6 protein-coding genes and 3 rRNA genes are annotated in these 12,237 nt (G+C 63.8%); 8 read left to right on the top strand and 1 reads right to left on the bottom strand.

Translation table 11 applies throughout. From position 1 onward, the window contains the following. Positions 1 to 37: 37 nt before the first annotated feature. The 3 genes from NAMU_RS20230 to ppdK are packed head-to-tail and all read left to right on the top strand — an operon-like array spanning position 38 to position 4,798. The gene (locus tag NAMU_RS20230) at positions 38 to 985 is read left to right on the top strand and encodes an acetaldehyde dehydrogenase (acetylating) (protein WP_015749197.1); all 948 of its coding nucleotides are present in this window, start codon (positions 38 to 40) and stop codon (positions 983 to 985) included. Next, on the top strand, positions 982 to 2,040 hold the full coding sequence (gene dmpG / locus NAMU_RS20225) for a 4-hydroxy-2-oxovalerate aldolase (protein ID WP_015749196.1): 1,059 nt from the start codon (positions 982 to 984) through the stop codon (positions 2,038 to 2,040). Before NAMU_RS20230 ends, dmpG begins: the two co-directional genes overlap by 4 nt. A 31-nt stretch (positions 2,041 to 2,071) precedes the next feature. Beyond that, a complete protein-coding gene (gene ppdK, locus NAMU_RS20220; RefSeq protein ID WP_015749195.1) occupies positions 2,072 to 4,798 on the top strand; it encodes a pyruvate, phosphate dikinase in 2,727 nt (908 codons plus the stop codon). A 95-nt stretch (positions 4,799 to 4,893) separates the two neighbouring features. Here ppdK and NAMU_RS27680 read toward each other — a convergent pair whose 3' ends face one another. Next, positions 4,894 to 5,352 carry a hypothetical protein gene (locus NAMU_RS27680; RefSeq protein WP_052308021.1) on the bottom strand — a complete coding sequence of 153 codons (459 nt, stop codon included), beginning with the start codon at positions 5,350 to 5,352 and terminating at the stop codon, positions 4,894 to 4,896. On the opposite strand from NAMU_RS27680, the gene NAMU_RS20210 reads away from it, so the two are divergent. The 5 genes from NAMU_RS20210 (at position 5,351) to rrf (ending at position 11,504) form a co-directional block, all read left to right on the top strand. Beyond that, entirely contained in the window at positions 5,351 to 5,770 is a 420-nt protein-coding gene (locus tag NAMU_RS20210; RefSeq protein WP_052308020.1) for a putative hemolysin, read from the top strand. The two genes, NAMU_RS27680 and NAMU_RS20210, sit on opposite strands and share 2 nt — an antisense overlap. Positions 5,771 to 6,287: 517 nt before the next feature. Then, positions 6,288 to 7,804: ribosomal RNA gene (locus NAMU_RS20205) — 16S ribosomal RNA — on the top strand. Positions 7,805 to 8,017: 213 nt separating this feature from the next. Beyond that, positions 8,018 to 8,194, top strand: coding sequence for a hypothetical protein (locus NAMU_RS30100; RefSeq protein WP_169312528.1), 177 nt, complete (start codon positions 8,018 to 8,020; stop codon positions 8,192 to 8,194). After that, positions 8,189 to 11,279: ribosomal RNA gene (locus tag NAMU_RS20200) — 23S ribosomal RNA — on the top strand. Before NAMU_RS30100 ends, NAMU_RS20200 begins: the two co-directional genes overlap by 6 nt. Positions 11,280 to 11,387: 108 nt before the next feature. Next, a 5S ribosomal RNA gene (rrf, locus tag NAMU_RS20195) occupies positions 11,388 to 11,504 on the top strand. The 16S, 23S and 5S rRNA genes sit together here, the layout of an rRNA operon. The last annotated feature ends 733 nt before the right edge of the window (positions 11,505 to 12,237 follow it).

Here is a 12,237-nt window from a genome sequence, read left to right as displayed (position 1 = left end):
CGACCCGGAGCCGTCCGGTAGGACAGGAGACCCTGCAATGACCAGCACGACCGCCACTGCGGCGCCCACCACCACCGGTGGCCGGGCCACCGCCGCCATCGTCGGACCCGGCAACATCGGCACCGATCTGCTCGTCAAGCTGCTGCGCTCCGAGCACATCGACGTCAAGTACATGATCGGGGTCGACCCGGCCTCCGACGGTCTGGCCCGGGCCCGCTCGCTCGGCGTGCAGGCCAGTGCCGGTGGGGTGGACTGGTTGCTCGAGCAGGAGGTCCCGGACCTGGTCTTCGAAGCGACCTCGGCCAAGGCGCACCTGGCCAACGCCGACCGTTACGCCGCCGCCGGCATCACGGCCATCGACCTGACCCCGGCGGCCATCGGCCCGTTCGTCTGCCCCGCGGTCAACGCGGACGTGCACGCTGGGGCGGCCAACGTCAACATGATCACCTGTGGCGGGCAGGCCACCATCCCGATGGTGCATGCCGTCTCCCGGGTGACCCCGGTGCCGTACGCGGAGATCGTCGCCTCGATCGCCTCCCGGTCGGCCGGTCCGGGTACCCGGGCCAACATCGACGAGTTCACCGAGACCACCTCGCATGCCATCGAAGCGGTGGGCGGAGCGGCCAAGGGCAAGGCGATCATCATCCTGAACCCGGTGACGCCGCCGATGATCATGCGGGACACCGTGTTCTGCGCGATTGGCGCGGACGCCGACCAGGATGCGATCAGCGAGTCGATCCACCGGATGGTGGCGACGGTGCAGCAGTACGTGCCCGGCTACACCTTGCGCAGCGATCCGCAGTTCGACGACCCCAACCCGTTGTGGCACGGCAACGGCCGGGTGGGCATCTTCCTGGAAGTCCGCGGAAATGGCGACTACCTGCCCGAGTGGGCGGGAAATCTGGACATCATGACGGCCGCCGCGGTGCGTGCCGGAGAAGTGATCGCTCTGTCGGGAACGATTCAGAAGGCGGCTAACAAATGACCACGATCGAACAGACAATTGCAAATTCCACCACTTCGGACCGGCCGTTCGTCCGGCTGACCGACAGCACGCTGCGCGACGGGAGCCACGCCGTCCGGCACCAGTTCACGACCGACAACGTCACCGACGTGGTCACCGCACTGGATGCGGCCGGGGTCTCGGTCATCGAGGTGACCCACGGGGACGGGCTGGCCGGCTCGTCGTTCAACTACGGCTTCGGCAAGCACACCGACGCCGAGCTGGTGGCCGCCGCGGTCCGCGCCGCCACCCGGGCCAAGATCGCCGTCCTGGTGCTGCCGGGGCTGGGCACCGTGCACGACCTGAAGCAGGTGCACAGCGCCGGCGCGCAGATCGCCCGGGTCGCGACCCACTGCACCGAGGCCGACGTCTCCGTCGAGCACTTCACCGCGGCCCGCGAGCTGGGCATGGAAACCGTTGGCTTCCTGATGCTTTCGCATCGGATCGGGCCGGAGCAGCTGGCCAAGCAGGCCCGGATCATGGCCGACGCCGGCTGCCAGTGCGTGTACGTCGTCGATTCGGCCGGCGCGTTGCTGCCGGACATGGTCCGCGACCGGGTGCAGGCGCTGGTGGCCGAGCTCGGCGACGACGCGCAGGTCGGCTTCCACGGTCACCAGAACCTGTCGCTGGGCGTGGCCAACTCGATCGTCGCCTACGAGAACGGGGCCCGGCAGATCGACGGCACGCTGTGCGCGCTGGGGGCCGGTGCGGGCAACTCGCCGACCGAGATCCTGGCGACGGTCTTCGACGTCATGGGCGTGCCGACCGGGGTCGACGCGGCCAAGGTCCTGGACGCCGCCGAGGACATTGTCAAGCCGATGATCACCCGCATGCCGGTCGCCGACCGAGCCTCAATCGTGCAGGGGCGCTACGGTGTTTACAATTCATTCCTTTTGCACGCCGAACGTGCAGCGGACCGATACGGTGTGTCTTCTCACGAAATACTCCGAAAGGTCGGCGAGGCTGGTTACGTCGGCGGACAGGAGGACATGATCATCGATGTCGCCATCGGGCTCGCGGCGCAGCGAACCGGTTGACCTGACCCGACACCTGGCTAGGAGAACGCCGTTGACCAAGTACGTGTACGACTTCACCGAGGGCGACAAGGATCAGAAGGACCTGCTCGGCGGCAAGGGCGCGAACCTCGCCGAGATGACCAAGCTCGGCCTGCCGGTACCCCCCGGCTTCACCATCACCACCGAGGCCTGTCGCGAGTACCTCTCGATCGGCACCGAGCCCGGTGATCTGCGGGTGCAGGTCACCATGGCGCTGCGTCACCTGGAGGACAAGACCGGTCGCCGGCTGGGCGACCGGCACGATCCGCTGCTGGTCAGCGTCCGGTCCGGGGCGAAGTTCTCCATGCCCGGCATGATGGAGACCGTCCTGAACATCGGCCTCAACGACGCCAGCGTCAAGGGCATGGCCGAGGAGTCCGGCGACGAGCGGTTCGCCTGGGACTCCTACCGCCGGCTGCTGCAGATGTTCGGCAAGACCGTGCTCGACATTCCCGGTGAGGTGTTCGCGGACGCCCTGGACAAGGCCAAGGCGACCCGCGGGCTGGCCAACGACCTCGAGCTCGGCGTCGAGGATCTCAAGGAACTGGTCACCGAGTTCAAGGGCTTCATCGTCGAGCACTCCGGTGTCGATTTCCCGCAGCATCCGCGCGAGCAGCTGGACATGGCCATCCGCGCGGTCTTCAACTCCTGGAACACCGACCGGGCGCGGCTCTACCGGCGCCGGGAGCGGATCTCGCAGGACCTGGGCACCGCCGTCAACATCTGCACCATGGTCTTCGGCAACCTGGGCGAGACCAGCGGCACCGGCGTCGCGTTCACCCGTGACCCGGCGTCCGGCAAGACCGGCGCCTACGGCGACTACCTGCCCAACGCGCAGGGCGAGGACGTCGTGGCCGGCATCCGCAACACGCTGTCGCTGGACGACCTGAAGAACCTCGATCCCGACTCGCACCGCCAGCTGCTGCGGGTGATGCGCCGGCTGGAGACCCACTACCGGGACCTGTGCGACATCGAGTTCACCATCGAGCGCGGCAAGCTGTGGATGCTGCAGACCCGGGTCGGCAAGCGCACCCCGGCCGCGGCGTTCCGGATCGCCGCGCAGCTGGTCGACGAGAACCTGATCACCATGGACGAGGCGCTGGCCCGGGTGACCGGCGCCCAGCTCGCGCTGCTGATGTTCCCGCAGTTCGACCGGTCCGCCGAGCGCGTGCTGCTGACCAAGGGCATGGCCGCCTCGCCCGGCGCCGCGGTCGGCCGGGCGGTCTTCGACTCGCCGACCGCCCAGGAGTGGGCGGCCCGCGGCGAGCAGGTCGTCCTGGTCCGTCGGGAGACCAACCCGGACGACCTGGGCGGCATGATCGCGGCCAACGGCATCCTCACCCAGCGGGGCGGCAAGACCTCCCACGCCGCGGTCGTGGCTCGCGGCATGGGCAAGACCTGTGTCTGCGGGGCCGAGCAGCTCGACATCGACGTGGTCGCCAAGCGGCTGACCCTGGGCTCGACGACCATCAGCGAGGGCGACGAGATCAGCATCGACGGCACCACGGGCGAAGTGTTCGCCGGTGCGATGCCGGTGGTGCCCTCGCCGGTGGCGACCTACATCGAGAACGGCCTGGAGTCGGCCCTGGCCGACGCCGACGCCGAGACCGCCGACCTGGTCAAGGCGGTGGACCGGGTGCTCTCGCACGCCGACGCGGTCCGCCGGCTGGCCGTGCGGGCCAACGCCGACACCCACGAGGATGCGGCCCGGGCCCGTTCGCTGGGGGCTCAGGGCATCGGCCTGTGCCGGACCGAACACATGTTCCTGGGCGATCGCCGGTCGTTGATCGAGCGCGTCATCCTGGCCCACTCCGGCGACGAGCGCGACGCCGCCCTCGAGGCGTTGCTTCCGTTGCAGCGCGAGGACTTCCGGGAGCTGCTGCGGGCCATGGACGGGCTGCCGGTCACCATCCGGCTGCTCGACCCGCCGCTGCACGAATTCCTGCCCGACCGCACCGAGCTCGCGGTCAAGGTGGCGGTGGCCGAGGCCACCGGGCAGACCGGCGACGCGGTCGAGGCCGACCGCAAGCTGTTGCACGCGGTCGAGCGGATGCACGAATCCAACCCGATGCTGGGTCTGCGCGGCGTCCGGCTCGGACTGGTCGTGCCCGGCCTGTTCGGCCTGCAGGTCCGCGCGATCGCCGAAGCGGCGTGCGACCTGGTGCTGGACGGGCACGACCCCCGGGTCGAGATCATGGTGCCGCTGGTCGGGTCGGTCCGCGAGCTGCACATCATCCGGGACGAGGCCGAGGCGATCCTGGCCGAGGTGACCCAGGCCCGCGGCGTGGTGCTGGGCGCGTCCGCCCCGCGTGGCCAGCACAGCCTGTCCGTCCCGATCGGCACGATGGTCGAACTGCCGCGGGCCGCGCTCACCGCGCACCGCATCGCCGACGAGGCCGACTTCTTCTCCTTCGGCACCAACGACCTGACCCAGACCACCTGGGGCTTCTCCCGGGACGACGTCGAGGCCGAGCTGTTCGTCAAGTACCTGGAGAAGGGCGTGTTCACCATCTCCCCGTTCGAGACGATCGACGCGGACGGCGTCGGCCGGCTCGTGGAGATCGCGGTGAAGGAAGGCCGCGCGACCAAGCCGGGCATCAAACTCGGGGTCTGCGGCGAGCACGGTGGTGACCCCGAGTCGATCCACTTCTTCCACAACGCCGGCCTGGACTACGTCTCCTGCTCGCCGTTCCGGGTGCCCGTCGCCCGGCTGGAGGCCGGCCGCGCCTCAGTGATCTGACCAGTGATCTGACCAGTGATCTAGACAGTTCGACCCAGCGCATCGCCATCGATCCCCGGGGACCGCAACACGCGGTCACCGGGGATCGCTGTCTGTCACCCGTCGCGCGATGATGATGGCCCGGCCAACGGCGGCCACGGTAAAGGAGCAGCGATGAGCACGAGTCGGACTCGCACAGCAGCGGCGGCCCCGGTGGCGGTGACGTCGGTGTTGGTGCTGGCGCTGCTGTCCGGGTGCGGATCGAGTGGGTCCACAGCCGGGACCAGCGCCGCCGCGAGCAGTAGTGCCGCCTCGGTCGCGTCCAGCTCACCCGCGACCCGCGGGTCGGCCTCGACCGGCGGGTCCGGCTCGGCCACGGCGTCCAGTCCCACCGTGTCCAGTCCCACGGCGGCCAGTCCCACGGCGGCAAGTTCCGGCGCGGCCTCGGCGGGGGCGACCGCCGAGCAGGAGCAGTACTGCAGGACGTCCGGGGGGCAGGTCCAGACCCGGGCGCCGTACTGGAACACCAATGGCAGCCAGAACCAGTGGCTGGCGCTGGGCGGGTCCGCGACCATGTGCCGGTTCCAGGCCGACGACGAGGCCAAGTCCCGGATCTATGTCGACCTGACCACGCTGTCCTCGACCGAACCGACGCTGGCCGGGCTGGCCTACCTGTCCAAGGTGCCGATGCCCGCATCCACCGGGGGCGGGAACCCGGCCACCGGCTACTGCAGCAAGGAGCTGAACGGTTCGTCCACCTTCGGCGGTGGCGTGAGCGCGTCCGGCGGCGGATGGGTCGCCCAGCAGGACCCGGACGACGTGGTCGTTTCTTTGTGTGTGTTCCCGGACGGCTCGTTCATCGACGAGTGGGGACTGGCCTACCACTCGGCCGGTGAGGTGCGCGGGCAGGACCTGACCACGGTGATGCGCTACCAACCGTCCGGATCGTTGCCGCCGGTATTCCCGTCCGGCTCCGCGCAGCCGACGTCCTAGCCCGCCGAGCAGGCGCGGCCACGAGCGCTCCCGGAGCGACGAGCGGCCGGCAGGTTGCCTGCCGGGTCAAGATCCACTGCGTGGCGTGCATCACGAGAGCTGAACGGGCGCCGGGACTTCCGATGGTCACCAGCACCTCCGCAGATGCCGTACAGTTGTCGACGGCCGTGCGGGACTGGCCGGCGGGACGCAGGATCCGAGAGGGTCCGCTCCAGAGCCGGACAGATTCACTCGAAAGAGCGACTTGACAGGCCAGGATGGACCCGGTAACGTTTATCGGGTTGCCCCCAAGCAGATCGAAAGGTCTGGGCGGGTGTGTGTCCGTTCTTTGAGAACTCAACAGCGTACCGATAGTCAGTGCCAAATGTTTTTGTTTGGTGTTGTTTGCCGGATTGTCTGCCCTGCTTTGTGGGGTGGGTGGTTTGGTGTTGGATTTTGAATGGGTCAGTTTGGCTCGTTTGGGGTTCAGGTTTTCTCTTTGTTGACTGTGGCCCTTTTGGGGTCTGGTTATATGCATTCGATGGAGAGTTTGATCCTGGCTCAGGACGAACGCTGGCGGCGTGCTTAACACATGCAAGTCGAACGGAAAGGCCCTTCGGGGTACTCGAGTGGCGAACGGGTGAGTAACACGTGGGTAACCTGCCCTCAGCTTCGGGATAACTCCGGGAAACCGGGGCTAATACCGGATATTCATTGTCTGCCGCATGGTGGGTGGTGGAAAGTTTTTTCGGCTGGGGATGGGCCCGCGGCCTATCAGCTTGTTGGTGGGGTGATGGCCTACCAAGGCGTCGACGGGTAGCCGGCCTGAGAGGGCGACCGGCCACACTGGGACTGAGACACGGCCCAGACTCCTACGGGAGGCAGCAGTGGGGAATATTGCGCAATGGGCGGAAGCCTGACGCAGCGACGCCGCGTGAGGGATGACGGCCTTCGGGTTGTAAACCTCTTTCAGCAGGGACGAATGTAGACGGTACCTGTAGAAGAAGCACCGGCCAACTACGTGCCAGCAGCCGCGGTAATACGTAGGGTGCGAGCGTTGTCCGGAATTATTGGGCGTAAAGAGCTCGTAGGCGGTCTGTCGCGTCGAATGTGAAAACCCGGGGCTCAACTCCGGGCTTGCATTCGATACGGGCAGGCTAGAGTTCGGTAGGGGAGTCTGGAATTCCTGGTGTAGCGGTGAAATGCGCAGATATCAGGAGGAACACCGGTGGCGAAGGCGGGACTCTGGGCCGATACTGACGCTGAGGAGCGAAAGCGTGGGGAGCGAACAGGATTAGATACCCTGGTAGTCCACGCCGTAAACGTTGGGCGCTAGGTGTGGGGGTCCTTCCACGATCTCCGTGCCGCAGCTAACGCATTAAGCGCCCCGCCTGGGGAGTACGGCCGCAAGGCTAAAACTCAAAGGAATTGACGGGGGCCCGCACAAGCGGCGGAGCATGCGGATTAATTCGATGCAACGCGAAGAACCTTACCAAGGCTTGACATGCACGGGAAAGTTCCAGAGATGGTTCCCCCGCAAGGTCCGTGCACAGGTGGTGCATGGTTGTCGTCAGCTCGTGTCGTGAGATGTTGGGTTAAGTCCCGCAACGAGCGCAACCCTTGTCTTATGTTGCCAGCACGTGATGGTGGGGACTCATAAGAGACTGCCGGGGTCAACTCGGAGGAAGGTGGGGATGACGTCAAATCATCATGCCCCTTATGTCTTGGGCTTCACGCATGCTACAATGGCCGGTACAAAGGGCTGCGAAACCGTGAGGTGGAGCGAATCCCAAAAAGCCGGTCTCAGTTCGGATTGGGGTCTGCAACTCGACCCCATGAAGTCGGAGTCGCTAGTAATCGCAGATCAGCAACGCTGCGGTGAATACGTTCCCGGGCCTTGTACACACCGCCCGTCACGTCACGAAAGTCGGTAACACCCGAAGCCAGTGGCTCAACCCCCTTGTGGGGAGGGAGCTGTCGAAGGTGGGATCGGCGATTGGGACGAAGTCGTAACAAGGTAGCCGTACCGGAAGGTGCGGCTGGATCACCTCCTTTCTAAGGAGCAAGTGGCCATGGTTTCCTGCTGTGTGGTGGGAGATGTCGTGGTTCATTGTGTGTCGTTTCGCAGGCGTTTGTTCTGTGGCGGCCGCTCATGGGTGGAACACTGACTATGCGGTTCATTGATGGTCTTGTCGTGGTTAGTACTGCTGTCTTGCTCCTTGTGGGGGGTGGGGTGGTGGGAACGGGCGGTGGGGTTGTGGGTGGGTCGTGGGTGCGCTGTTGGGTCCTGAGGGAACGGGCTTTGCTTGTTTCTTCTCCGGATCAGTGAGTGTCATACCGCTGCGCGTTGTTGTGGTGGGTGGGCTGGTGGTGCTGGTTCTGGGTTTGTTGTTTGAGATCTGCATAGTGGACGCGAGCATCTTTATTTTTGTGGTTTGTGTGTAAGTTTTTAAGAGCACATGGTGGATGCCTTGGCACCAGGAGCCGATGAAGGACGTGGGAGGCTGCGATAAGCCTCGGGGAGCTGTCAACCGAGCTGTGATCCGAGGATGTCCGAATGGGGAAACCCCGCACGAGTCATGTCGTGTGACCCGCACCTGAATGTATAGGGTGTGTGGAGGGAACGTGGGGAAGTGAAACATCTCAGTACCCACAGGAAGAGAAAACAATTGTGATTCCGTGAGTAGTGGCGAGCGAAAGCGGATGAGGCTAAACCGTTGGCGTGTGATACCCGGCAGGGGTTGCGTTGGCGGGGTTGTGGGGATGGTGTGTGCTGGGCCTGCCGGCCTGGCGGACAGTGATAAAAACTTGTGTTAGTCGAACGGAATTGGAAAAACCGGCCGTAGTGGGTGATAGCCCCGTAGGCGAAAACACTTGTTCTGTCTTGCATTGTTTCCCAAGTAGCAGCGAGCTCGTGAAATTCGCTGTGAATCTGGCGGGACCACCCGCTAAGCCTAAATACTCCCTGGTGACCGATAGCGGACAAGTACCGTGAGGGAAAGGTGAAAAGTACCCCGGGAGGGGAGTGAAATAGTACCTGAAACCATGTGCTTACAATCCGTCGGGGCTGAGTCCTTGTGGCTTGGTGACGGCGTGCCTTTTGAAGAATGAGCCTGCGAGTTAGTGGTGTGTGGCTTGGTTAACCTGTGTGGGGTAGCCGTAGCGAAAGCGAGTCCGAATAGGGCGTTGTGGTCGCATGCTCTAGACCCGAAGCGAAGTGATCTACCCATGGCCAGGATGAAGCGACGGTAAGACGTCGTGGAGGTCCGAACCCACCAGGGTTGAAAACCTGGGGGATGAGCTGTGGGTAGGGGTGAAAGGCCAATCAAACTTCGTGATAGCTGGTTCTCCCCGAAATGCATTTAGGTGCAGCGTTGCGTGTTTCTTTCCGGAGGTAGAGCACTGGATGGTCTAGGGGGCCTACAAGCTTACCGAAATCAACCAAACTCCGAATGCCGGGAAGTGAAGCGTGGCAGTGAGACTGTGGGGGCTAAGCTTCATAGTCGAGAGGGAAACAGCCCAGATCGCCGGTTAAGGCCCCTAAGCGTGTGCTAAGTGGGAAAGGATGTGGGATTGCCCAGACAACCAGGAGGTTGGCTTAGAAGCAGCCATCCTTTAAAGAGTGCGTAATAGCTCACTGGTCAAGTGGTTCCGCGCCGACAATGTAGCGGGGCTCAAGCACATCGCCGAAACCGCGGCATCTCACCTTCAGTGGTGGGTTGGGTAGGGGAGCGTCGTGTGGGCGGTGAAGCGGCGGAGTGATCCAGTCGTGGAGGCCACGCGAGTGAGAATGCAGGCATGAGTAGCGAATGAGGAGTGAGAACCTCCTCCACCGATTGACCAAGGGTTCCTGGGCCAGGTTCATCCGCCCAGGGTGAGTCGGGACCTAAGGCGAGGCCGACAGGCGTAGTCGATGGACAACGGGTTGATATTCCCGTACCCGTGATGGAGCGCCAATGACGAGGCCGGTGATGCTGACCGCCCGAACCATGGCCCGACTTCGGTTGGGTTTGTGGGGAGCGCGGGACCCTATCCGGTAGTAGTCAAGCGATGGGGTGACACAGGAAGGTAGCGTCGCCAGTGAGTGGTAGTACTGGTGTAAGGGTGTAGGTAGCGTGGGTAGGTAAATCCGTCTGCGTGTTGATCTGAGACCTGATGCATAGCCGATTGAGGCGAAGTAGCGTGATCCTATGCTGTCGAGAAAAGCCTCTAGCGAGCTCCGAGCGGCCCGTACCCCAAACCGACACAGGTGGTCAGGTAGAGAATACCGAGGTGATCGAGCGAACTATGGTTAAGGAACTCGGCAAAATACCCCCGTAACTTCGGGAGAAGGGGGACCGAGGTGTGTGAAGCCCCTTGCGGGCTAGCACGTTTTGGTCGCAGAGACCAGGGAGAAGCGACTGTTTACTAAAAACACAGGTCCATGCGAAGTCGTAAGACGAGGTATATGGACTGACGCCTGCCCGGTGCTGGAAGGTTAAGAGGACCGGTTAGTCCGTAAGGGCGAAGCTGAGAATTTAAGCCCCAGTAAACGGCGGTGGTAACTATAACCATCCTAAGGTAGCGAAATTCCTTGTCGGGTAAGTTCCGACCTGCACGAATGGCGTAACGACTTCTCTACTGTCTCAACCATAGGCTCGGCGAAATTGCATTACGAGTAAAGATGCTCGTTACGCGCGGCAGGACGGAAAGACCCCGGGACCTTTACTATAGCTTGGTATTGGTGTTCGGTTCGGCTTGTGTAGGATAGGTGGGAGACTGTGAAGTGGCCACGCCAGTGGTTGTGGAGTCGTCGTTGAAATACCACTCTGGTCGTACTGGATGTCTAACTTCGGACCGTGATCCGGTTCAGGGACAGTGCCTGGTGGGTAGTTTAACTGGGGCGGTTGCCTCCTAAAGAGTAACGGAGGCGCCCAAAGGTTCCCTCAGCCTGGTTGGCAATCAGGTGTTGAGTGTAAGTGCACAAGGGAGCTTGACTGTGAGACAGGCGTGTCGAGCAGGGACGTAAGTCGGGACTAGTGATCCGGCACCTCCGAGTGGAAGGGGTGTCGCTCAACGGATAAAAGGTACCCCGGGGATAACAGGCTGATCTTGCCCAAGAGTCCATATCGACGGCATGGTTTGGCACCTCGATGTCGGCTCGTCGCATCCTGGGGCTGGAGTAGGTCCCAAGGGTTGGGCTGTTCGCCCATTAAAGCGGCACGCGAGCTGGGTTTAGAACGTCGTGAGACAGTTCGGTCCCTATCCGCCGCGCGCGTAGGAGTCTTGCGGAAGGCTGTCCCTAGTACGAGAGGACCGGGACGGACGAACCTCTGGTGTGCCAGTTGTTCCGCCAGGAGCATGGCTGGTTGGCTACGTTCGGAAGGGATAACCGCTGAAAGCATCTAAGCGGGAAGCCTGTTCCTAGATGAGGGCTCCCACCCCTAGTGGGTTAAGGCCCCCGGTTAGACCACCGGGTTGATAGGCCGGAAGTGGAAGCATCGTAAGGTGTGGAGCTGACCGGTACTAATAGGCCGAGGACTTACCACAATTAACACCAAGACTATTGCGTGTTCGCGTCCACTGTGCAGATCTGAAACAACAAACGACCCACCCACCACTGTGGTGGTGGTGTTGGGGTTTGTGTGTTTCATAGTGTTTCGGCGGTTATAGCGTGAGGGAAACGCCCGGTCCCATTCCGAACCCGGAAGCTAAGCTTCACTGCGCCGATGGTACTGCACCTGCGAGGGTGTGGGAGAGTAGGACACCGCCGGACATACTTTCCAAAAGGGGAGGTCACTTGCGTTTATCGCAAGGGACCTCCCCTTTTGCGTATCCTGATTCGATCGTGGTCGATTCGCCCGACCGGCGATTCGACGTGTGCACCACCCAGCTGATTGCCGAGACCGTCACCATGCCCGTCACCTTCCTGTTCCTTCGTTCGTCGGGACCGTGCTCATGAGCGATCACGAGCGTTCCTCCGACCGTCCCGCGACGCCGCCGCACTCCGCCGGCGGTCGCGGTCCGAAGCGGACGGGGGGCTACCCCCGCAACCAGGGTTCCGGTGACCAGCGCAGCGACCGGGGCAGCGGCGGACCGCGATCCGGGCAGGATCGTGCCCGGTCCGACCGCTCGGACCGGCCCGGTGACCGTGACGGCTTCCGGGGCCAGGTGGGTGGCCGCGCCTCGTACTCCGGTGGTTCCGCTTCGGGCAGTTCCTCGTCGGGCGGACCGTCCCGACGTCCCGCTTCGCGTGAGCCGAGGCCGGCGTCCGGGCGTTGGAGCGGTCCCAACGACCGCAGCAGCGGCGGACCGAGTGAGCGTCGATCCTGGGACCAGGATCGGCCGGCCCGGGACAGCCGCAGCCGGGATGACCGCGATCAGCGGCCGAACCGACCGGCCGGGGATCGCCCCTGGGAGCGACGTGGGCCGTCGGAGTACCGCGGCCGCGACGATCGTTCCGGATCCGGATATCGGGGCGGCGATGACCGCCGCGGTCGCGACGAGCA

This window comes from Nakamurella multipartita DSM 44233 (genome assembly GCF_000024365.1).
GTDB classification, from domain to species: domain Bacteria; phylum Actinomycetota; class Actinomycetes; order Mycobacteriales; family Nakamurellaceae; genus Nakamurella; species Nakamurella multipartita.
The sequence above is the reverse complement of the archived record's forward strand: the minus strand, read 5'-3'. Positions and strand labels throughout refer to the sequence as shown.